General features: G+C 60.9%; 22 protein-coding genes. 15 read left to right on the top strand and 7 right to left on the bottom strand.

The window, feature by feature from the left end; translation table 11 throughout:
- The 3 genes from Q7T64_RS00800 to Q7T64_RS00790 all read left to right on the top strand — a co-directional run.
- On the top strand, positions 1-375 hold a 375-nt coding region (locus Q7T64_RS00800), incomplete at its 5' end, for an ABC transporter permease subunit (RefSeq protein ID WP_304789540.1).
- Positions 372-1,271 carry a sulfate ABC transporter permease subunit CysW gene (cysW, locus tag Q7T64_RS00795; RefSeq protein WP_304789537.1) on the top strand — a complete coding sequence of 300 codons (900 nt, stop codon included), beginning with the start codon at positions 372-374 and terminating at the stop codon, positions 1,269-1,271. The genes Q7T64_RS00800 and cysW, both read left to right, overlap by 4 nt.
- Before the next feature lie 12 nt (positions 1,272-1,283).
- Positions 1,284-2,399 (top strand): sulfate/molybdate ABC transporter ATP-binding protein, encoded by a 1,116-nt coding sequence (locus Q7T64_RS00790; RefSeq protein ID WP_304789534.1) that lies wholly within the window; start codon positions 1,284-1,286, stop codon positions 2,397-2,399.
- A gap of 67 nt (positions 2,400-2,466) precedes the next feature.
- Here the strand turns inward: Q7T64_RS00790 and Q7T64_RS00785 are convergent, their stop codons facing one another.
- The 5 genes from Q7T64_RS00785 to Q7T64_RS00765 all read right to left on the bottom strand — a co-directional run bounded on the left by Q7T64_RS00785 (position 2,467) and on the right by Q7T64_RS00765 (position 8,827).
- Positions 2,467-4,017 (bottom strand): class I adenylate-forming enzyme family protein, encoded by a 1,551-nt coding sequence (locus tag Q7T64_RS00785; RefSeq protein WP_304789531.1) that lies wholly within the window; start codon positions 4,015-4,017, stop codon positions 2,467-2,469.
- A 14-nt stretch (positions 4,018-4,031) separates the two neighbouring features.
- Positions 4,032-5,489, bottom strand: coding sequence for an enoyl-CoA hydratase/isomerase family protein (locus Q7T64_RS00780; RefSeq protein WP_304789528.1), 1,458 nt, complete (start codon positions 5,487-5,489; stop codon positions 4,032-4,034).
- A gap of 90 nt (positions 5,490-5,579) precedes the next feature.
- A complete protein-coding gene (locus tag Q7T64_RS00775; RefSeq protein WP_304789525.1) occupies positions 5,580-6,557 on the bottom strand; it encodes a tripartite tricarboxylate transporter substrate binding protein in 978 nt (325 codons plus the stop codon).
- Positions 6,558-7,433: 876 nt separating this feature from the next.
- The gene (locus Q7T64_RS00770; RefSeq protein WP_304789522.1) at positions 7,434-7,826 is read right to left on the bottom strand and encodes a translational machinery protein; all 393 of its coding nucleotides are present in this window, start codon (positions 7,824-7,826) and stop codon (positions 7,434-7,436) included.
- 332 nt (positions 7,827-8,158) lie between these two features.
- Positions 8,159-8,827: a DsbA family oxidoreductase gene (locus tag Q7T64_RS00765; protein WP_304789518.1), complete on the bottom strand. Its 669-nt coding sequence runs from the start codon at positions 8,825-8,827 to the stop codon at positions 8,159-8,161.
- A gap of 149 nt (positions 8,828-8,976) precedes the next feature.
- Between Q7T64_RS00765 and Q7T64_RS00760 the strand changes: the two genes are divergently transcribed.
- The 5 genes from Q7T64_RS00760 to Q7T64_RS00740 all read left to right on the top strand — a co-directional run bounded on the left by Q7T64_RS00760 (position 8,977) and on the right by Q7T64_RS00740 (position 14,669).
- Entirely contained in the window at positions 8,977-10,428 is a 1,452-nt protein-coding gene (locus Q7T64_RS00760) for a hypothetical protein (RefSeq protein ID WP_304789515.1), read from the top strand.
- 236 nt (positions 10,429-10,664) lie between these two features.
- The gene (locus Q7T64_RS00755; protein WP_304789512.1) at positions 10,665-11,660 is read left to right on the top strand and encodes a S1C family serine protease; all 996 of its coding nucleotides are present in this window, start codon (positions 10,665-10,667) and stop codon (positions 11,658-11,660) included.
- A 22-nt stretch (positions 11,661-11,682) separates the two neighbouring features.
- The gene (locus tag Q7T64_RS00750; RefSeq protein ID WP_304789509.1) at positions 11,683-12,699 is read left to right on the top strand and encodes a MoxR family ATPase; all 1,017 of its coding nucleotides are present in this window, start codon (positions 11,683-11,685) and stop codon (positions 12,697-12,699) included.
- Entirely contained in the window at positions 12,674-13,609 is a 936-nt protein-coding gene (locus Q7T64_RS00745; RefSeq protein ID WP_304789506.1) for a DUF58 domain-containing protein, read from the top strand. The genes Q7T64_RS00750 and Q7T64_RS00745 overlap by 26 nt, the downstream gene beginning before the upstream one ends.
- Before the next feature lies 1 nt (position 13,610).
- Positions 13,611-14,669 carry a VWA domain-containing protein gene (locus tag Q7T64_RS00740; protein WP_304789503.1) on the top strand — a complete coding sequence of 353 codons (1,059 nt, stop codon included), beginning with the start codon at positions 13,611-13,613 and terminating at the stop codon, positions 14,667-14,669.
- Positions 14,670-14,733: 64 nt separating this feature from the next.
- On the opposite strand, the gene Q7T64_RS00735 is transcribed toward Q7T64_RS00740, so the two are convergent.
- Positions 14,734-15,366 (bottom strand): hypothetical protein, encoded by a 633-nt coding sequence (locus Q7T64_RS00735; RefSeq protein ID WP_304789499.1) that lies wholly within the window; start codon positions 15,364-15,366, stop codon positions 14,734-14,736.
- Between the two features lie 48 nt (positions 15,367-15,414).
- Here Q7T64_RS00735 and Q7T64_RS00730 point away from each other — a divergent pair, with 48 nt between their 5' ends.
- The 7 genes from Q7T64_RS00730 (at position 15,415) to Q7T64_RS00700 (ending at position 19,557) form a co-directional block, all read left to right on the top strand.
- Positions 15,415-15,627, top strand: a complete 213-nt coding sequence (locus Q7T64_RS00730) for a hypothetical protein (protein ID WP_304789497.1) — start codon at positions 15,415-15,417, stop codon at positions 15,625-15,627.
- Positions 15,628-15,639: 12 nt separating this feature from the next.
- Positions 15,640-15,999, top strand: a complete 360-nt coding sequence (locus tag Q7T64_RS00725; RefSeq protein ID WP_304789494.1) for a hypothetical protein — start codon at positions 15,640-15,642, stop codon at positions 15,997-15,999.
- A gap of 568 nt (positions 16,000-16,567) precedes the next feature.
- Positions 16,568-17,203, top strand: coding sequence for a 7-carboxy-7-deazaguanine synthase (gene queE / locus Q7T64_RS00720; protein WP_304789543.1), 636 nt, complete (start codon positions 16,568-16,570; stop codon positions 17,201-17,203).
- A 5-nt stretch (positions 17,204-17,208) separates the two neighbouring features.
- Positions 17,209-17,658 carry a 6-carboxytetrahydropterin synthase QueD gene (gene queD, locus Q7T64_RS00715; protein WP_304789491.1) on the top strand — a complete coding sequence of 150 codons (450 nt, stop codon included), beginning with the start codon at positions 17,209-17,211 and terminating at the stop codon, positions 17,656-17,658.
- Entirely contained in the window at positions 17,651-18,124 is a 474-nt protein-coding gene (gene tadA / locus Q7T64_RS00710; protein ID WP_304789488.1) for a tRNA adenosine(34) deaminase TadA, read from the top strand. The genes queD and tadA overlap by 8 nt, the downstream gene beginning before the upstream one ends.
- 77 nt (positions 18,125-18,201) lie before the next feature.
- A complete protein-coding gene (gene ldcA, locus Q7T64_RS00705; protein WP_304789486.1) occupies positions 18,202-19,143 on the top strand; it encodes a muramoyltetrapeptide carboxypeptidase in 942 nt (313 codons plus the stop codon).
- A gap of 204 nt (positions 19,144-19,347) precedes the next feature.
- Complete coding sequence (locus tag Q7T64_RS00700) at positions 19,348-19,557, top strand: hypothetical protein (RefSeq protein ID WP_304789484.1); 210 nt, start codon at positions 19,348-19,350, stop codon at positions 19,555-19,557.
- An 88-nt stretch (positions 19,558-19,645) separates the two neighbouring features.
- On the opposite strand, the gene Q7T64_RS00695 is transcribed toward Q7T64_RS00700, so the two are convergent.
- Entirely contained in the window at positions 19,646-20,710 is a 1,065-nt protein-coding gene (locus tag Q7T64_RS00695) for an Ldh family oxidoreductase (protein WP_304789482.1), read from the bottom strand.
- Between the last annotated feature and the right edge of the window lie 8 nt (positions 20,711-20,718).

Here is a 20,718-nt window from a genome sequence, read left to right as displayed (position 1 = left end):
GTGGTGCGCACGGTGCAGCCCGTGCTGGAGGACCTGGCCGCCGAGCTGGAAGAAGCTTCTGCCACCTTGGGGGCCTCGCGTTTGCAGACCTTCACCAAGGTGATCCTGCCCATCCTGACGCCCGCCTTGCTGACCGGCTTCGCACTGGCTTTTGCCCGCGCCCTGGGCGAGTACGGCTCCATCATCTTCATCGCGGGCAACATGCCCATGGTGTCCGAGATCACGCCGCTGATCATCATTGGCAAGCTCGAACAATATGACTACGCAGGTGCGACAGCCGTGGCCACCGTCATGCTGTGCATGTCGTTTGTGATGCTGCTGGTGATTAACGGCTTGCAGGCTTGGCAACGCAGGCGCAGCGGAGCTAATCCATGAGCAATGCACATGATTCAAGGGCGGCAAAGGCCGCCCTGACAGAGCCGGCCTGGCTGAAGTGGCTGCTTATTGGCAGTGCACTGGCATTCATTTTCCTGTTCCTGTTGCTTCCGCTGGCCGCCGTGTTCGCCGAGGCGCTCAGCAAAGGCCTGGACGCATTCCTGCAAGCCTTCAGGGAGCCCGATGCGTGGAGCGCCATTCGCCTCACGCTCATAACAGCTGCTATTGCAGTGCCCCTGAACCTGGTCTTCGGTGTGGCGGCTGCCTGGGCCATCGCCAAGTATGAGTTCCGTGGCAAGGCGTTCCTGACCACGCTCGTGGATTTGCCGTTTTCGGTGTCGCCAGTGGTGGCGGGACTGATCTACGTGCTGATGTTCGGCGCCCACGGCTGGTTTGGCGGCTGGTTGCAGGCACATGACATCAAGATCGTGTTTGCCGTACCGGGCATTGTGCTGGCGACGATATTCGTGACCTTTCCCTTCATTGCGCGCGAGCTGATTCCGCTGATGCAGGCCCAGGGAACGGAAGAGGAGCAGGCCGGCATGGTGCTGGGCGCCAGCGGATGGCAAATCTTCTGGCATGTGACGCTGCCCAATATCAAGTGGGGTTTGATTTATGGCGTGATCCTGTGCAATGCGCGCGCGATGGGCGAGTTTGGCGCGGTGTCAGTGGTTTCCGGCCACATCCGTGGCCTGACCAACACCATGCCCCTGCATGTGGAAATTCTATACAACGAATACCAGTCGGTCGCTGCGTTTGCCGTGGCGTCGCTGCTGGCCTTGCTGGCCCTGGTGACGCTGGCCGTCAAGTCTTTCGTAGAGTGGCAGTTCGAACGCGACCAGAAGGCCGCCATCGCGCTGCCCCCGGAACGCCTGCTGTCGCCCAATCCCTTATAGCCAAAGATCAACATGAGCATCTCTATTCGTAATGTCAGCAAAGAGTTTGGTGCATTCAAGGCACTGCGCGATGTCAGCCTGGACATCGATTCTGGCGAGCTGGTGGCGCTGCTGGGGCCTTCCGGCTGCGGCAAGACGACGCTCTTGCGCATCATCGCCGGCCTGGAGACCGCGGACCAGGGCAGCATTCTGTTCAGCGGAGAAGATGCGACCAATGTGCATGTACGCGAGCGAAACGTCGGCTTCGTATTCCAGCACTACGCCTTGTTTCGACACATGAGCGTGTTTGACAACGTGGCGTTCGGCCTGCGCATGAAGCCGCGCGCGTCGCGCCCGAGTGACGCAGTCATCAAGCAGAAAGGGCACGAACTGCTGGGCCTGGTGCAACTCGACTGGCTGGCAGACCGCTATCCGGCGCAACTATCCGGTGGACAGAGGCAGCGAATTGCGCTGGCTCGTGCATTGGCCGTGGAGCCCAAGGTGCTGCTGCTGGACGAGCCATTCGGTGCACTGGACGCCAAAGTCCGGAAAGAGCTTCGACGCTGGCTGCGCCGCTTGCACGATGATCTGCATGTCACCAGTATTTTCGTCACCCATGACCAGGAAGAGGCGCTGGAGGTGGCCGACCGGGTGGTGCTGATGAATGCAGGGCAGGTGGAGCAGATCGGCTCGCCGCAGCAGGTATGGGATCATCCTGCGAGTGCGTTCGTGTACGGGTTCCTGGGCGATGTCAACCTGTTCCATGGCCGGGCCCATGAAGGCGAAATGCTGATTGGCGCGGACCAGCATGGCGTGCGGCTGGCCAGCCCTGAGCACATCGGAACACAGGATGCCAAGGCATTCGCCTATGTACGTCCGCATGATCTGGAAGTGCGCCGCCATGACCAGCTCGGCGAAAAGCCAGTGGCGGGCTCGAAGGCACAGGCAGGCATTCCGGCGAAACTGGTACGGGCGATTGTGATCGGCCCGATCGCGCGGCTGGAGTGCGTCACGCCACAAGCGCAAGCCGCGGGCAGTGCCGACATCATCGAGGCCCAGATCAGCGCACAGCAGTTTCGTGAGATGGATCTTAAAGAAGGCGAAGTGCTGTTGCTCACGCCGCGCAAGGCAAGGGTGTTTGTCGGCTGATCCGTGGTCAAGCAGGCGTGCATGCGACAGCGACAATGGTCACGATCGCATGCACGTTCACCTTTCCCTACTGCTCCAGCGCCGAAAGATACTGCTTGACCAGGTCATGCTTGCGCACCTTGCCCAGTGAGGTACGGGGTAGCGTATCCACTGCCATGAACTTGCGCGGAATCTTGAATCCGCCAAGCTTGCCCCGGCAAAACTCGATCAATTCCTCATCCGGCGGAATGGCCTGCCCGGGCGCAGCAACCAGGACCGCCAGCAATGCCTCGCCATACTTCGCGTCCGGCACCCCAACCACGGCGATCTCCAGCACGGCAGCATGCTTGTCGAGCACGTTCTCGACTTCGCGCGTGTAGACGTTTTCGCCGCCGGTGATCACCATTTCCTTCTTGCGGTCGAGCACATGCAGGTAGCCTTCCTCGTCGATCTTGCCGATATCGCCGGTATGGAACCAGCCGGCCTGGAACGTGGCGGCGTCTTCTTCCGGGCGGTTCAGGTAGCCTTTGGCGATCTGCGGGCCGCGCGCAACGATTTCGCCGATTTCTCCCTTGGGCAAGATGCTGCCGTCGACGGCGATGATGCGCAGGTCGACCGCAGGTAACAGCCGTCCGGCAGCGCGCAGCAGTTCGGGCCGGCTGTCGAGCGCGCGCCGATGCGCCACTTCGTCGAGCAGGGCGAGCACCGGCGAAGTCTCGGTCAAACCATAGCACTGGTGGAAGTCGGCATCGGGAAAGGCTTTCATCGCCGCACGCAGTGTGGTCTCCGTGATAGGCGAGGTTCCGTAGCTGATCAGACGCAGGCTGCTGAGGTCGTAATTCGCCAGGTTCGCCTCACGCAGTATGCGCACCACCATCGTCGGCACCATGCTGAGGATGGTGACGCGATGGCGCTCGACTGCTTCCAGCACGCCATCGACAGAAAACTCTTTCAGGTACACATGTGCGCCGCCGAACATGGTGACCACCGTGGCCTTCAAGTCGGTTGAGTGGAACATCGGCGACACATGCAGGTAGACATCGTCTTCGCGCGCGTTCATCACGCGCGAAAGCTGCAGCGCATTGGAGACCACATTGCGATGGGTCAGCCGCACGCCCTTGCCGCGCCCGGTAGTCCCCCCCGTGTACAGCAGGATGGCGTCATCGTTTTCTTCGGATGCATGTGGCGGCAGCGCCTGGGCGCGCGCCACAAGTGTCGTGATCGATGGCAGCCGGTCGTCGGCGCCATCCACCGGAATCAGCAGCGCCCGCGCCTTCCAGCGCGCCAGCGCAGGCTGGTCCAGCAGATCGACGAATGCGTTATCCACCATCACGATATCGCACTCGGCGTCCTCGATCATCTGCGCGATCTCGGAAACAGACAAGCGGAAATTCAGCGGCACCGGCACTACACCGGCCCAATAGCCGGCGTAGATCAGTTGCCCCTGCAATGCGCTATTGCGGCACAAGATCGCAAACCGCTGGCCGGCGCGCAAACCGAGATCGTGCAGCACGCCTGCCGTGCAGGCGATCCGGTCTACATACTGGCGCCAGTTGAGATCGCCCGCTTCGTCATGAATGGCCGGGCGATCGCCGAAGGTAAGTGCTGTCGCATGCAACAGATTTGATAAGGTCGACACAGCTCAGTCCTCGCTCACAGCTTGCGTTCCTTGGCATTCCAGTGCTTCTCGAGATTGGCGATCAACTGCTCGCTCAAACTGCAGAACGCCTGTTCGTAAGCATAGGTCGCCATGTAGGAACGGAACATTTCCACTGACTCGGTCTGGATGCGCATTGCCTTGCGGTTGCCGCCGGCGCTGACCATTCCTGAGCCGATTGCGTTTTCCACGCAATCCCGCACTGCCTGGTCGATCTTTTCCGGCTCGACCACTTCATTGGCCAGCAAGCGACCTTCGGCGCTATCGGCCTGGAACGACTTGTCGAACATGATTGCCTGGCGCGCGATGCGCTCGCCGATGTAGCGCTGCAGGCGCATGTTGGAAGAGCCAGGAAGGATGCCTTCCTTGCGCGCAGGCAGGCTGAAGTACGCCTTGGTCTCCGCGATGACGTAATCGACCACCAGCAACAACTGGCAACCACCGCCAATGGCGAAGGTGTCCACCACCGCCACCCACAGTTTTTCCTGGGTCTCTTCCGGCTCGTACTGCGGTGCGTTCAGGCTATCTGGCTCATCCGTGACCAGGATGCCGCGGTACAGCTTGGCGTGCATGCCGAAGGCGCGGTACAGGAAGGACAGGTAAGTCTGCTTGCCCTGGTAAATGCGGGTCAGGTTGATGCCTGAACAGAAGACGCGCTTGCCCTTGTATTTCGGATGCTCGACGACGCTGCCGCGCAGCACGCCCATGCGCACGTCCGGGTGCAGCAGCACCAGGTCGATTGCCATTTCCAGCGGTCCGACGGTGGTGTCGTCCTCGGAATTGAGGTAGCGCTCGTTGTGCAGGTAGACATAGGCAGTCGGACCTTCCACTTCAATGCGCACCGTGCCAAGGTCGATTTTGCCGTTGCGCACGAATTCATCGAGGTGCTGCAGAGACTCTGCCATCGGCCGCAGCATCGAGCGCGAAAGGTGATAGCCGGTCTCGCGGTTGCTCATTACCTGGCTGATGAACAGGCCCTGGTTGATCTCCAGGCCGTCCTTGTCCTTCTGCATCAACTCGCCTTCGGCGTCGACTTCGGCCTGCGTCGGCAGGATGCCCGGCAAGCGCGCGGCGGCTTGATATACCAGGTCGCCCACGCGCAGCGAAATCGCTCCGTCCTTGGTCAGATCCTTGTAAAGCGTCACGATGTGCTGCCGGAAAAAACGCCTGGAGCCGTCGGACAGCAAGTGCAGCAGCGCATGGCCGGCAGCTTTTTCGGCCGGATTGCGCGCCGATTTCAGCGGCAGCTTGGCGAGCAGCGCCCATCCCTGTACACACAGGTCGCGCGTGATGGCGCTGTCGCTGTCGAGTTGTGCCGGCGTACGGGTGGCGCCAATGCCAAACACGGCGCGGCAGGCATCGTACGAGGAAAGGAATTCTTTTACTTGTGCCTCTGGCAAACCAGCACCCAGCAAGCGTGACGCGCGCTGCGCGGCAGGGATGATGTCAATCATTTTGGTAGCCTTAAATGAACTGGAAAATCCGGACCCGGCATCGGGAAATGATGAGCCCGGACGTACATGGACGGCCTGCGCCGCGATTGCTTAACGCTTGACGGTCAGGTTGTTATCCTTGATGACCTTGGTCCACCTGACCAGGCGCTCCTTGAAATACTTGTCGAACTCGGCTGGCGGCATGCCTGATCCGCTAGTGTCGTAGCTCAGTGTGGTCATGCGCTCTTTGACACTGTCGGATTTGACTGCCCTTGCAGCCTCGGCGTACAGCCTGTCAATGATCGGTTGTGGCGTGCCGGCCGGTGCGTACAAGCCGACCCAGATGCCGCCGTCAAACTCGATTCCCAGGGCTTCCTTGACCGTAGGCACATCGGGCAAATAGGTGCTGCGCTTGGAATCGGTTACCGCCAGCGCACTGATGCGGCCAGCGCGCAACTGCGGTAGCGCCGAAGGCAATTCAACCATGCCAACCGGCACTTCGTTGGCCATCACGGCGGCGATCGACGGGCCGCTGCCTTTGAATGGCACATGCGTCATCTCGATGCCGACCAGCTTCTTGAAGTGTTCTGCCGCGACAAACATCGGCGGCGCACCCGACGAGTAGAACATGGAGCCAGGCTTGGCCTTGGCCTGCCCGACCAGATCCTTCAGGTTCTTGGCCGTGTGCGACGGATGGGTCACAACCACCAGTGGCGCTGCGCCCAGCAAGGTGATAGGGGCGAAATCCTTGACCGGGTCGTAATTGAGCGGGGCGAACAGCGCTGGATTGAGTGTCATTGCACCGCTGGCGCCGATCAGCAAGGTGTAGCCGTCCGGTGCCGACTTGGCGACGAATTCGGACGCGATGCGGGCATCGGCGCCGGGCTTGTTTTCAATCAGCACCGGCTGTCCCATCTGCTCGGACATCTTCTGGCCGACCAGGCGGGCGAGGATATCGTTACTGCCGCCCGGTGCGTAGCCAACGATCAGCTTGATTGGCTTGTTCGGAAAGTCTTGTGCGATGGCCGGGGCAGCGCCCAGGCCGAGCGCCAGCGCCAGGAAAGCGCCCAGGAATTTAGTTTGTTTCATTATTTGTCTCCTCCGTTTGTCGCCGTTTCGCAGTCTTGCGAAGCGGTGCGTTGAAAGTCATGTTGCTGTTTGTCCGACATCGGCAAGTTGTCCCCGATTAGTCTTGTTATTAGCCCCTCTTTCAATTTTTTATTAGCCTTCGATGTTTTCCTTTGCTGGCGAATTTACTTGTCTTTGCGGATGCCGCCGCTACGGATTGTGAACTGTACGCCAATCGCAATCACGCCGATACCGGATTAGACCCGGCTACTCAGTGGACAGGCGACGAGGGGGCGTACGGTCAATCCACAACCGATGCGATTGCAGGCTGATAGCGGAGCGGGGGTGACACTGCCGATCCTGAATGGACGGGCCAAGCATGCGGGGAGTGACTGCTCCGGACTTGATGTCCGGCGAATCTGTTTGACGCAAATACCTGCACAACCAGTCTCCTTGGCTTGACGCAGCGCCGTAGCATGGCTGCGTCGTTATGGCCGCTGACCCCGCGCTACTTTGTTTGCCATGTGCTGAGCGCCAAGCGCTCTTCTAGGGCGAAAAAGACAGGCGAAAAGAAAGATACCTAACTTTGTTATGTATTTAATTTACCTTAGTTAGCTTGGGCTATGCAACCGATTTTCAGTTGCGGGCATGCTTGCCGACCCGGCTGCGGCGATGATCGGGCGCGCCTGGCGCGGCAGAACCGCCCGAAGTGGGAGCGATCGATGAGGTCCTCATGCGCCGCGAAGATGCAGGCGATGAGCGACGGTCGTGAGGTGCGCAAACGGCTCGCAATGGGAGAAAACCAGTTGGGTCCGGGTCGCGCTGTAGCGGGGGAGCCGGCCGGGGCGCGCTGTGCATTGTCCAGTACGCACATTGCCCCGGCAGCGCAGTGCGCCGTCAGATCGCGACGCGCATCCTGTCTGATGCGACGAAGTACTTGCGCGCATGCGCCAGCAGCTGGGCATCGCTTGGATGATCCGATGACTCGACGGCCACTACTTTTTCCGCGGTCAGGTGGTGATGTTTCAGCATGTGCTTGACCAAGGCCAGCTTCTCGAATCCAGGCCCGACGATCAGGATTGCTTCGGCATCCTTGACGGCATCGACGACGCCATCGAGGTAATTGCGGTCTTCAGCGGCGCGCCCGCTGCCACCGCTGCCGGATGCCTTCACGTGCAGATGCGGCTTGCCGGCTGACTTCAGGTGACTTGCTTCTGCGTCGTCACGATTGAAATGGATGATGTGGGCTTCGGTGTGATCGAGCCAGACGACGACGTGCTTGCTTTGCATGGGGGGTTCCTGTTTGATTGAGTCACCGGTTCAGGTTAAGTACCTGGAGCCTGATTTGATTTGATTCAGATCAACTTTGTCCGCATGGCAAAATTTGTGTCGGCGCAATTCTTAGCCAAGGCAGGATTTCGCACGATGGGCGACGCCATCATCGCTGCGCTTGGCGCCGGGCTCGGCAGCTTCAGCGCGCGCCACTAACTGCCCCCACAGTGCGAAGAACAATGCCAAGACAAGATATTTTTTCATTGATGACCGCATGCGCGCTCCTGGAATATTCGGAGCCTGTGGGTATCGCGTCTTTCTGTCCGGTTCCTGCCGTCGCTTCTTTTATTTCAGCTAGTTGCCTGATCCTGGTCTGCAGCTAGCTGGCGCAATGCCTGCACAAACATTTCCACCGGCTGCCCGCCTTGAATCAGGTGACGCTGGTTGATGATGACCGATGGGACTGAATGGATTCCCCGCTCCAGGTAAAACTGTTCCTGGGCGCGCACCGCCTGCGCGTAATCGTCGCCAGCGAGAATTTCACGGGCGCGCGCCTCGTCCAGTCCACTCGCTTTGGCGACCGCGACCAGTACCTCGTGGTTTGACGGATCAAGCCCATCCGACAGATAGGCCTTCAACAAGGCTTGTTTCAATGCCAGTTGCTGTGGCTGACCTTTTTCGTGCGCCCAGTGCAGCAAGCGATGCGCGTCAAAGGTGTTGTACACCCGCGTGCGGCGCTCAAGATTGAACGGGAAGCCAACTTCCGCGCCGCGCTGTGCGATTACTTGCTGGTTGGCTTGCATCTGCTCCCGGGTGCCACCGTATTTTTCAACCAGGTGCTCCATCGTGTCCTGACCTTCCGGCGCCATGTCCGGGTTCAGTTCGAATGGCTGGAAATGCAGGTCCGCCTGTACTTCGCCGTCGAGTTGCCGCAGCGCCAACTGCAGCGCATTCAGGCCCACTGCGCACCACGGGCACGCGATATCGGATACGAAATCGATCTTCAGGGTAACGCTCATTCCGGTTCCTTTTTTATTGGGGGTATTTGATCTGGCTCGCCTGGCCTGCAGCAATCGTTGCGGCTTTATCAACGACTGAAGTGATCGAATTGATAACGTGGAGGCAGTTTTCTTCCGATCATCTGCAAGCTCTCTTTCCGGAGTTTTCCATGCGTCTTTTACATCAGGCTCGCCTGTTTCCCGCCATTCTATCCGTCCTGCTGTGCGCCTGTGGCGGCGGCGCTTCGGATAGTCCCGGCGCTGTGACGCCGGGCGTTACAAGCGCCACCGGCAGCGGCGGCAGTACTCCGGCAGACCTTACCCCGGTGGACGGCGCACTGGCAGCCATGACCATGTCCTGCCCGGACGGCGCCGGCTGGCAATGTAGCGGCGGCAGCATCCTTCGCGTTGACAATGGCATTGGGCTCACGCGCTCGGGAGTCCAGGCCTACGGCAAGTCCACCAATGATCTTGAACCGGTCATTGTTGAAGTGGGCAAGGCAATCGGACTGATGCCGGCCAGCGGCGGCAGCGCCGAGGTGCGTATCAGGAAAGATGCCAACGCCGCAGTCAGCACGCCGGCATTGTTGCTGCGCAATCTCGGTATCTCATGGGATCAGGTGACTGATCGTCCGATCATCATCGAGACATTCATGACCGCGCGCGGCCGGGTCGAACTCGACAACAGTAGCGCGCTGAGTTTCAAGTCCCTGCCACCCGTGACCGACACCAATTGGTGGGATGTCGGCATCAAGCATTTTGCCGGCACCAAGCTCAACTATGCCAACAATTCCTACTTCCCGCGCAGCGAACCGTCGCGCTGCCCGGCCGACCTGATTCCGTGTCCGACGATTGAATCGACTGGTGTGCGCACCACGCAAGGCAATTGGCGCAGCGGCGGCATTGAACCTGACGTGACGGTGGGTGGCCGGCTGCATGAGGATGGCGACGCTGCTGCCGGCATTGGACAGCCCGACGCCAACGGCAATCCCACTTATCTTGGCGGCTCGACCGCACCTGATGTGCCGTTCCCGGGTTCCAAGGGCTATCGCACACTCGACACCTGGAGCTACCGGTACGCCAACTTTGGCAGTTGGATGACCCAGGACACGGTCAATATCCTGGAATGGGGCGGTACCTTCGAGCACAACCGCGGACGGCGCGGCACGGTCGCTTTTGGCGAAGCCACCGACCCGGCCACCGTGCCCAACGCCGGCAGCGCGACCTATGTCGGCCTGGCCTACGGCTGGTATTCCCCGAATGCCAAGGACGACCCTGTCGTGTTTCGCGCAGCGGTCACGGTGACGGCGAATTTCGCGACCCGGCAAGTCACCGTGGCACTGAGCAATCCCGTGACCTATGACGCCAGCCTCGCACCGGTACCCACCGCCGTCACCGTCAGCGCAAGCCTGGGCGATGCGGGGGCGGACACTGCCGCCTACATGACGGCGGCGGCAGCCAATGCCAGTATGTCCGGCGGCCTGAGCGCACGCTTCTTCGGACCGGTTGTTGCGGCCGGCGGCAGCGGCGCCGGTCCGGCCGAACTTGCCGGCGTGTTTTCCATGAACAATTCTGCGAGCGGGCGCATTTCCCTGGGCGGATTCATCGGCGCCAAGCAATAGCAAGTAAGGCCTTGTTGGTGTCTGGTCCGGTTTGACGGTGGACGCCCGGCCCGGGTCCCAAACCGGTGCGTGGTCTGATCGCAGATCGCGTGCCGGTTCGCTTTTGCGCAGCGTCAAGCACCTGATGGCAACGTGAGCTGCCAACTGTTGTCCACCAAGATGAATCCAGATTCGCAAGCGCAATCCAGGCGTGCGGTATTGCATCGGTCCGGCTGCATGACGCATCGTCCCATCCCATGAAAAAAATCGGCCTTTACAGCAGCTCGCCAACATCGCCCGGAGCGCCGCAGCACGGCGACGACGGGATGGATGCAGCGCGCAGTGCGAACCCGGCTGAGCGCAACGCCGATGCGACAGCCACCAACGCCAATGCGGCACATGAATCCCGTCCGGGTGTTGCGATTGCCCGCCACATCTGGTGGCGTAGCCTGCTGTTGCTGGTAATCCTGGGCGCACTGGCCGCAGGCTGGCAGCAGTGGGGACCAATACCTGCGCGACCACTGACGCAAAGGGATATTGACCGCGCAGTACTGCATACGCTGGAAAAAACCGTCTTGCCAGCACCGGAGGTGCGCGCCTTCGATGCGGTCCGGCGCTCCGTGGTTCGGGTACGGCAGTTTGGCGCCGGCGCCAAGGGCGACCAGCAGCATTCCGCCAAACAGGCCAGCGAACCGGGCGGCGACAAGGATGAATTGCTCACCGGGATTGGCACCGGCCTGGTGATTGTCGACACCGGAATCATCCTGACCAATTTGCATGTGGTCGCCGGCGCCAACCGGGTGCAGGTGGTGTTCCATGACGGCAGCAAGTCCGACGCCACGGTGATCGCCCGCCAGCAGGAAAATGACCTGGCGGTACTGCAGGCCCGCAGCCTGCCGGATGACCTGGTTGCCGCCACATTGCGTTCAACCACCGACCTGGCGCTGGGCGAGCGCGTGATCGCGGTCGGCTTCCCGTTCGGTATTGGCCCGTCCGTCTCGTCGGGCGTCATTTCCGGCCTGCGCCGCCAGTATGCATCGCCCGAAGGCGACAAGCTGCTCAGCAACCTGATCCAGTTCGATGCGGCGGCAAATCCGGGCAACTCCGGCGGGCCACTGGTCACGATGGATGGCGCCGTGGTCGGCATCGTGACAGCCATCCTCAATCCGGCAGGCCAGGGCGTCTTCATCGGCATCGCGTTTGCGGTACCCATTGAAAATGCTGCGGCAGCAGCCGGCGAGTCACCGTTCTGACCCCTACCATCCAGGAACGCCCATGAATGAATTCCGGCCATTGAATGAATCTGTCGCGCAACAGATGCAGCACATCCTGTATGAAGTAAAAAAGGTGGTGGTCGGCCAGGACCATTTCCTGGAGCGGGTGCTGGTGGCGATGCTGGCGCAGGGCCACCTGCTGGTAGAAGGCGTGCCCGGCCTGGCCAAGACGCTGACCGTGAAGACCCTGTCGCGCACCATCCGTGGCACGTTCAAGCGCATACAGTTCACGCCGGACCTGGTACCGGCTGACCTGATCGGCACCCGCATTTATAACCAGCGCACCGGCGAATTCAGCACTTCCTTCGGCCCCGTCTTTACCAATCTCTTGCTGGCCGACGAGATCAACCGGGCGCCGGCCAAGGTGCAAAGCGCCTTGCTGGAAGTCATGCAGGAATACCAGGTCACGATTGCCGGTGAAACCTACCCGGTACCGCGGCCATTTCTGGTGATGGCGACGCAAAATCCGATCGAAACCGAAGGCACCTATCCGCTGCCGGAAGCGCAAATCGATCGCTTCATGATGAAAATTCTGGTCGACTATCCCAGCGAAGAAGAAGAGTTCGTGATCGTCAATCGGGTCACCGGGGAAGGCGCCAGCATTGTCCCGGTCACCAATACCGAGCAACTTGCCGCCTTGCAAAGGGAATGTCGCGATGGCTTTGTCGATCCGTCGCTGATCCAGTATGCGGTGCGGCTGGTGGCGGCGACGCGCGACCCTGGAAAATACGGCATCCCGGCCCTGGGAAAATACCTCAACTACGGCGCCAGCCCGCGCGCCACGATCCAGATGGTAGTGGGCGCACGGGCGCTGGCCTTCCTGCGCGGGCGCAGTTATGTGTTGCCCGATGACCTGACCGATATCGCGCCCGATGTATTGCGGCACAGGTTGTCGCTGTCCTATGAAGCCCTGTCCGATAACGTCAGTGCGGACCAGCTGATCATGCGCCTGATGAAGCACTTGCCGGCCCCCGAACGCCCACTGGAAAATCATGTCCGAATCCGTGCAAACGCCTGAAGCCCTGCTGCGGCGGCTGGAATGGACCGTGATCCGCCGGCTCGATGGCACACTCCATGGTGACTACCGTTCGCTGTTCCGTGGCAACGGCATCGACCTGGCCGACCTGCGGGAATACCAATATCACGACGATGTACGCCACATCGACTGGAACGTCACCGCGCGCCAGCAAACGCCTTTCGTGCGCGTATTCAACGAGGAGCGTGACGTCACTGCCTGGTTCCTGCTGGATATGAGCCCTTCTGTTGATTTTGGCTCGGCTTCAATCAAGAAGAGGGCTGTGGCGCTGGAATTGGTGGCGGTGCTGGCGCGCATGCTTGCGCACCACGGTAATCGTATCGGCGCCATGTTCTATGGCAGCGATGTCGATGCCGTGATCCCGGCCAGGGCCGGACGCAAGCAGGTGCTCCATTTGCTGCATCGCATGCAGGCCCGTCCGGAAATGCACTCTGCCACGGCGACCAACCTGCAACATTTCCTGCAACATGCCCAGCCGCTGATTGCGCGCCGCTCGATGGTGTTCATCGTTTCGGATTTCATCAGCGAGCCGGGCTGGAACCGCACGCTGGCACAACTGGCGCAACGGCACGACGTGGTGGCGGTGCGCCTGTACGACCGGATGGAAATGGCATTGCCCGACCTCGGCCTGCTCGTCGTGCAAGATGCCGAAACCGGTGAACAGCTGACAATAGATACCCACGACGCCGCTTTTCGTCGCCGCTTCGCCGCGGCCGCCCGATATCGGGAAGCCGCGTTGCGTCTGGCGCTGGCCGAAGCCGGCGTGGATACGCTGGAACTGTCGACCGATGACGTGCTCATGGAGGCAATCCAGCGCTTCGCCGCGCTGCGCAAGCTGCGCGCTTCGCAGTGCACCGCGAGCCGTGCGATGCCACGACATCTGGAGCATTGAAGTGACTTTCCTGTGGCCCGAGATGTTGCTGCTGCTGTTGCTGCTGCCGGCCCTGGTGGCGGTCTATGTGCTGATGCTGGGGCGAAGAAAAAAACTGGCGCTGCGCTATGCCAGCCTGACCGTGGTCAAGGAGGCGCTGGGTGCCGGCCAGGGGTGGCGGCGTCATTTGCCGCCCGCATTGTTCCTGCTGGCGATTGCAGCGATGTTGGTGGCGGTCGCGCGCCCGGCCGCGCTGATTACCTTGCCTTCCCAGCACGAGCTGATCGTGCTGGCGATCGATGTGTCGGGAAGCATGCGGGCTACCGATGTCGCACCGACCCGGCTGGCTGCAGCACAAGCAGCTGCGCGCAGCTTCGTCGAAGACACGCCGATGACGACACGCATCGCCGTCGTCTCGTTTGCTGGCACGGCGGCCGTGGTGCAGCCACCGACCTTGTCCAGGGAAGACGCGATCGCCGCCATTGAGCGCTTCCAATTGCAGCGTGGGACCGCAGTAGGCAGCGGTATCCTGGTATCACTGAAGACGATTTTCCCGGAGATTGAATTCGACTTGAGTTCGACCAATCCCCGTTTGGAACCTGGATCACGGGACCCCACACGCGCAATGTCGCTCGACCAGCCGCCGGCCAGGGAACCGGATGCAGTCAGGCCCGTGCCACCGGGGTCCTACAAGTCTGCCGCCATTATCCTGCTCACCGACGGCCAAACCACCACGGGACCTGAGCCCATGGAGTCGGCGAAAATGGCGGCTGAGCGCGGCGTGCGGGTATTCACGGTTGGGGTGGGCACGCCGGCCGGCGAAATCATCGGTTCGGAAGGCTGGTCGATGCGGGTCAGGCTGGATGAAGATGTGCTGAAAAATATCGCCGGCATCACCAATGCCGAATACTTTTACGCTGGCAATGCCCCCGACCTGACCAAGGTCTACAAGACACTCAATTCCAAGCTCGTGATGGAAAAGAAAACCACCGAAATAACGGCGGTTTTCTCGGCGATTGCCGCAGGCCTGGCACTGATGTCGGCGCTGTTGTCGATGCTCTGGTTCAATCGCATCCTCTAGCCCGCTGAATGCAGATAGCGGATGGCGCACGGCAGCCCCTTGCAGGCTGCCTTGCGCCGAACGCTCAGGCCATGCCTGGCGTCATCGATCCAGTGGACAGGGCAAGCAAGCGCTTGGCGAATTGTGATCGTTCGCCATTGGACAACTCGCCGTCCATTATCAACGCATCGGTCACCGCGAGGATCGCCCGGAGCAAGGGAGTATGCCTGGCGGCGGTGCGCTCGCCCGTGACATTGGTCTTAATAGACTGCAATTTTTCATTCACGCTGGAGGCATTGCGCCTCGCCATTTGCTCCAAATCCAGCCATCTGACCATGTTGGGGAAAGGCGAAGCGTTTGAGGTCGGCAGTTCCCGGGCCTCTGCCGTTCCGGGCTCGGCATGCTTTTGGGGCTTGACATACTTTGGCGGCGTATAAATACGGGTAAGTTCGCGTTCCAGGAATTGTGCGCGATGCTGCCCATCCACATTGCTCCGGTTTGCAGCGAGGGCACGGTATTGATTCAAGCTCGCTTCGGGCAATTCAAGCCGATCCAGCAAGTGTTCTTCGATCTCCTGCAGCAGGCATTCAGGATCAAGGCTGATAGCCAGCATCGCCGACAGCCTGCGGGCGAACGGCACGCCGGAGACAGGTGCTTGCATCCAGATGATCTTGAGCGCTTCCAGGGCCAAATCGGCATCCGTGACAGTATCGAGCAAGTCATCGATCGCAAATAGCTGGACCCGCAACAGGATGTCGAGGCGATCATGCCGAACGGAACGGTCCGGTTCGCGCTTGCAGGCCAGGTACTTGGCCTGGACTCCCTGCGGAAGCTGCATGGCCAGCTGCAATTCCAGGGCGCAGACGTAGGCCTTCAGATGGCTGCGCCGGGTTTCCGGATCAGCGAATTTCGTGGATATTTCATCTATGAAATTCAGCAGGCCGGCCTGAACATATTGGCCCTGCCGGGTCTGCGCTAGGGACTTTGGATCATGCAAAACCAGCAGCGCTTCGCACACGCCTGCAAGCGGCCATCTGGCCAGCCCGCCACCGCCGGACAATTGTGTGGCCTGCGCCAATACCGCGACCTTGTCCGGATCGCCCCAATGGTTCCGGAAACAGTCCAGCCTGGCTTGGGGGACGAAATTTTCGGCCATGGTTTCTGCAACGTACTGGTCGAACGCCGCATCAAGTTCTGCGGGCGACTGCGCAGTGGAAGCGGTGATGAATTCCCAGTTTTTGCGTGCCAGGTACAGCTCATTGCGGAATGCCTTGGTGAGGGCGACCGTGTTGTGCCTCAGGTAGTCCTCTACATGCTGGGCCTGCTGTTGCCAGCGCAGGGATTTGAATGATTCGCCCAGAGAACTGAATGCGAGCCATTTGTCGCCCTTGCTCAGCACGATGGGCGACCGCCTCGTTGCGGTCGGATTGGCCAGTGTGGACGAGTTTACAAATGGAGCATTAGTGCGATCAACGCAATTAAGTTGGCGGAGCATTCTCAAATCCTCGGAAGTGTGCGGTTAAAAAATGATCATCGGTCGATTGCCGATCCGCGCTGAGTGAGTGAGGCGGGAAGTGTGTTCCGTTAATCGCACATGTTTTTATTGCAATATTTTTGTGGCGTTTATCGCCCGCATCTGGGGCAATCCGCGTTTTCGTACGGCCACCGGGTTCGCGTTTGCTCCTGATCACAGGTGAGGGCGTCCCTGCAACGCGGGCGAGTTGCAAGACTCCGTGGGTAATAAATGCGAAAATGCAGGACCTTGCAGGACGGGGGCGCCCTGCCGGCGGTCGTCCTGACACGATCAGTCAGCTGATCAATGCAAAAGCATACCGGCGCATGCCGGCACCGAGCAGCCGCACCATGTGGGCGCTTGCCGCCGCGAGGGCGTAGCCCCATCATTCTTGAAAGTTCCTGTTTTGACCTATAGCGTAAAAGAGATTTTTTACACTTTGCAGGGCGAAGGCGCCCATGCGGGCCGGCCTGCGGTGTTCTGCCGCTTCTCCGGATGCAATCTCTGGAGCGGGCGCGAGCAGGACAGGGACACCGCAACCTGCCGCTTTTGCGATACGGATTTCGTCGGGACCGATGGTGAAGGCGGCGGCAAGTTCACCGACCCGCAAGCATTGGCGCAGGCGATCAACCGTTTGTGGCCGGCACAGCATCCGGACCACAAATATGTGGTCTTTACCGGCGGCGAGCCTTTGCTGCAACTCGACGCGCCCCTGATCGACGCCATGCACAGCCACGGCTTCGAGATCGCGATCGAGACCAACGGCACCCTGGAAGCGCCGGCTGGCATCGACTGGATTTGCGTCAGCCCCAAGATGGGCGCGCCACTGCGATTGAAGCGCGGCAATGAACTCAAGGTCGTGGTGCCGCAAACCGGGCAATCGCTGGCCGACTATGAAACACTGGACTTCGACCACTTCTACCTGCAACCGATGGATGGCCCGCTGCTGGCGCACAATACCCGCCTGGCAATTGACAGTTGCAAGGCGCGCCCGCAATGGAAGCTTTCGCTGCAGACGCACAAATTACTGCAAATACCGTAATCGACATGATCACCATTACCCGCAAGCTGGAGTTCGACGCCGGCCATCGTATCCCCGACCACAAGAGTCAGTGCCGCAACCTGCACGGACATCGTTACACGCTGGAAGTCACGCTGGTTGGCGAGGTGATCGAGCAGGAAGGCCACTCCGACAACGGCATGATCATGGACTTTTCGGACGTCAAGACCATCGCCCGCGAGCACCTGGTGGACGTCTGGGACCATGCATTCATCACCTATTCGAAAGATACCGTGGTGCGTGAATTCCTGGAGTCCCTGCCCGGGCACCGCACTGTCGTGATTGACTGCATTCCGACCGTGGAAAACCTGGCGCGAACTGCATTCAACATCCTGAAACCCGCATTCCACGACCGCTTTGGCACCGGGCTGCGCCTGCAGCGGCTGGTGCTGCACGAAACGCCGAATTGCTGGGCCGAGATCACTGCCGATGACTGATCCGCGCGACCTCAACTTCATGCGCGAGGCGATATCCCAGGCGCACAATGCCTGGGCCCTGGGCGAAGTGCCGGTTGGCGCTGTGCTGGTCAAGGATGGCGAAATCGTCGCGACCGGCTTCAACCAGCCGATCGGCACCCACGATCCGACCGCGCATGCCGAAATCATGGCGCTGCGCGCCGCCGCCACCATGCTGGGCAACTATCGCCTGCCGGGTTGTGAGTTATATGTGACGCTGGAACCGTGCGCCATGTGCTGCGGCGCGATGATGCATGCCCGCCTGGCGCGGGTAGTCTATGGCGCTTCGGATCCCAAGACCGGCGCTTGCGGTTCGGTCGTGAATTTATTTGCGCAGGAAAAGCTCAATCACCATACTGCGCTGGTCGGCGGCGTATTGGCCGATGATTGCGGCCGGGTGCTGAAGGAATTTTTTGCCGAGCGACGCGCACGGGGAATGGTGTCCTGAGGCGAGCCGCCTTGTCGCAGCAGCTTGCATCATGTCCGCAGCAGACGAAGGGAATCGAATTGCCACTGGCCGACCACATGAAGATGACCCCTCCCGGGATTGCGATTGTCGCCACCGGTGGCTATGCACCGGACAGCGACGCCATGTTGCGCGCCGTGGACGGCTTGCGCGAGCACGGCCACCTGGTGCGCAATTATTACCAGGCCGAGCAGCGCTACCAGCGCTTTGGCGGCACCGACGACGCCAGGCTGGCGCAATTGCATGATGCGGCGCGCGATCCCGAAATCGATATCGTGATTGCACTGCGCGGCGGTTACGGCAGCTCGCGCCTGCTCGAAAGCATCGACTTTGACTTGCTGGCCAGCAGCGGCAAGCTGTTCGTCGGGCACAGCGACTTTACCGCGCTGCAACTGGGGCTGCTGGCGCGTACCGGCGCCTCCAGTTTTTCCGGGCCCATGATCTGCGACGACTTTACCAGGGCCGATCGCAGCCAATTCACGATGGCGCAATTCTGGGATTGCATTGCCCGGCCGCAGCACCAGCTCGATTGGGAATGTAAAAATAGTCCTGACCTGGCGGTCGAGGGCACATTGTGGGGCGGAAACCTGACGATGCTCGCGACCTTGGTCGGCACGCCCTACCTGCCGCGGATCGCTGGCGGGATACTGTTCCTGGAAGAGGTCAACGAACATCCCTATCGGATTGAGCGCATGCTGTTGCAGCTGCTGCATGCCGGCGTCCTGGAGCAGCAGCAGGCACTGGTCCTGGGTGACCTGGGCACTGTTCGCCTGACTGACTATGAAAACGGTTATGGATTCGAATCCATGCTGGCGTGGTCGCGCCAGCACCTGCCCTTGCCGGTGGTGACCGGCTTGCCGGTAGGCCATATCCGCGACAAGGCGACCCTGGCAGTCGGCGCCGATGCGACACTGACGGTAAGCGATGGCAAGGCTAGCCTGGCGATGCACAACTATTTGTCCCTGGCGTCGTTAGCGTTGGCAGACGCAGCTGCGAAGTAGGGCGGGCCCTGACGACTTGTTGGGAATCCCGGAGCCGGATGGCACGCCCAATCGACGGCTTTGTTGAATTGTATCGAGAAGCGCGCCGATGCCAGATGTTGGAAATCAGCGGCTGTGTCATCCTGTGTCAGGCGTGGCCGGTCATGACTTGTCCGGCGGCATGGCAAGTGTGCAAGAGCGAATAACCAGTCGTGGAGCAGGCAGATGAATGAAGCGCAGCCGGATCCGGAAGAGTTGGCGCATCAAAAGCAAATCGAGCAATTGGCCGCCATGATGGCTGCTGCGCTTGACCGGATCGACTGTCCGGACTGCTGTGGTCCGGTATACGAGTTCATTGAAGTCGGCGCCCTTGTCCATCAGGAAGAGGCGGAATGGGCTTGCGTCGTGCATGTCGTGCGCAAGGCCCGTACCTGAATCTATTCCCGTGCGTACGTGTGCCGACAGCCGGAATCCGATCGGCTGGCCGGTCCGCACTGAGAAGCAGACCGCAGCACGATCCGGCTTACATGGACGCCGGCAATTCAATCCCCAGCTTCTCCGCCACCCCGGCCAGCAAATTGAACACGCCGTCCGGTACCGGCACGCCGGCTTCCAGCGCTTCCCGTTTTTTCCGCATTGCCTGGTCGCCCGGCACCCGCACCCGTTCCACGCCGGGCTGCGGCGGATTGGTGCGGCATTGATCGACCAGCCAGCTGGTCTGGCGCTTGTAGGCGCCGAGTCCGGCAAAGGCATTGGGGTCGATCACCTGCAGGTACACGCCCATCAGGATGCCGCCGGGCTCGTCCATCCGGCCGTAGCCGGGCAGGGCCTGGGTCAGCGCCTCGACCAGCAAGGCCATGCTATAGCCCTTGTGCCCGTGGTCCAGCCCGCCAACCGGAAGCAGGGTGCCGCCGCCGCTCATGACGACTTGTGGGTCGTCGGTCGGGATTCCTTGCGCGTCGATTGCCCACATGCCGGGATATTTTTCGCCGCGCGCTGACAGTTGGCGGGTGCTGTTCAAGGTCGTGATCGAGGCGCTGATATCGAGCAGGATCGGATCGCCATCGGTCGGTATGCCGGCAGCCAGCGGGTTGGGCGACAACAGGCCTTTGGTTCCGCCATAGGGTGCAATGCCGCGTGTGGGCGGCGCCGAGCAGGCCAGCACGCCCATCAGGCCGCGCTCCGTCAACCTGGGCATGTAGACCGCCAGCGCGCCAGTGTGGAAACTATTGGCCATCACGATGGTGACAACGCCCAATTTCTCCACCCGCGCGATCGCCATGTCGATCGCTTCCGACAGCAGCCAGGCGCCGGGCAGCTTGCGTCCGTTCCAGGTGATGCAGGCGCCGTGGTCGGCGATGACTTCCGGCTCGCCCGCCAGGGTGACCCACTTGTTCCTGATGGCGTCCATGTACCACGGCACCAGCGCCACGCCGTGGGTGGCATGTCCCATCATGTCGGCGTCGAGCAGCGAATCAGCCACTGCGGCGGCGATATCGGCCTGCATGCCGGCGCTGCGGAAAATGGCATCGACGGCGTCCCGCAGTTGCTGGACGGGGTATCGGGCGCTCTGGTGTACTGCTTGCATTGCTTGTT

The sequence above is a fragment of the Lacisediminimonas sp. genome (genome assembly GCF_030645335.1).
Taxonomy (GTDB): domain Bacteria; phylum Pseudomonadota; class Gammaproteobacteria; order Burkholderiales; family Burkholderiaceae_D; genus Lacisediminimonas.
This window is presented reverse-complemented; position numbering and strand designations above follow the sequence as displayed.

Coding starts and splice junctions, on each gene's coding strand:
- ldcA (WP_304789486.1), top strand. CDS start 18,202: ATGAAGATGACCCCTCCCGGGATTGCGATTGTCGCCACCGGTGGCTAT.
- Q7T64_RS00745 (WP_304789506.1), top strand. CDS start 12,674: ATGTCCGAATCCGTGCAAACGCCTGAAGCCCTGCTGCGGCGGCTGGAA.
- Q7T64_RS00725 (WP_304789494.1), top strand. CDS start 15,640: ATGCAAAACCAGCAGCGCTTCGCACACGCCTGCAAGCGGCCATCTGGC.
- Q7T64_RS00765 (WP_304789518.1), bottom strand. CDS start 8,827: ATGAGCGTTACCCTGAAGATCGATTTCGTATCCGATATCGCGTGCCCG.
- Q7T64_RS00695 (WP_304789482.1), bottom strand. CDS start 20,710: ATGCAAGCAGTACACCAGAGCGCCCGATACCCCGTCCAGCAACTGCGG.
- Q7T64_RS00730 (WP_304789497.1), top strand. CDS start 15,415: ATGCCGAACGGAACGGTCCGGTTCGCGCTTGCAGGCCAGGTACTTGGC.
- Q7T64_RS00755 (WP_304789512.1), top strand. CDS start 10,665: ATGAAAAAAATCGGCCTTTACAGCAGCTCGCCAACATCGCCCGGAGCG.
- Q7T64_RS00750 (WP_304789509.1), top strand. CDS start 11,683: ATGAATGAATTCCGGCCATTGAATGAATCTGTCGCGCAACAGATGCAG.
- Q7T64_RS00760 (WP_304789515.1), top strand. CDS start 8,977: ATGCGTCTTTTACATCAGGCTCGCCTGTTTCCCGCCATTCTATCCGTC.
- Q7T64_RS00770 (WP_304789522.1), bottom strand. CDS start 7,826: ATGCAAAGCAAGCACGTCGTCGTCTGGCTCGATCACACCGAAGCCCAC.
- Q7T64_RS00790 (WP_304789534.1), top strand. CDS start 1,284: ATGAGCATCTCTATTCGTAATGTCAGCAAAGAGTTTGGTGCATTCAAG.
- queD (WP_304789491.1), top strand. CDS start 17,209: ATGATCACCATTACCCGCAAGCTGGAGTTCGACGCCGGCCATCGTATC.
- Q7T64_RS00700 (WP_304789484.1), top strand. CDS start 19,348: ATGAATGAAGCGCAGCCGGATCCGGAAGAGTTGGCGCATCAAAAGCAA.
- tadA (WP_304789488.1), top strand. CDS start 17,651: ATGACTGATCCGCGCGACCTCAACTTCATGCGCGAGGCGATATCCCAG.
- cysW (WP_304789537.1), top strand. CDS start 372: ATGAGCAATGCACATGATTCAAGGGCGGCAAAGGCCGCCCTGACAGAG.
- Q7T64_RS00775 (WP_304789525.1), bottom strand. CDS start 6,557: ATGAAACAAACTAAATTCCTGGGCGCTTTCCTGGCGCTGGCGCTCGGC.
- Q7T64_RS00780 (WP_304789528.1), bottom strand. CDS start 5,489: ATGATTGACATCATCCCTGCCGCGCAGCGCGCGTCACGCTTGCTGGGT.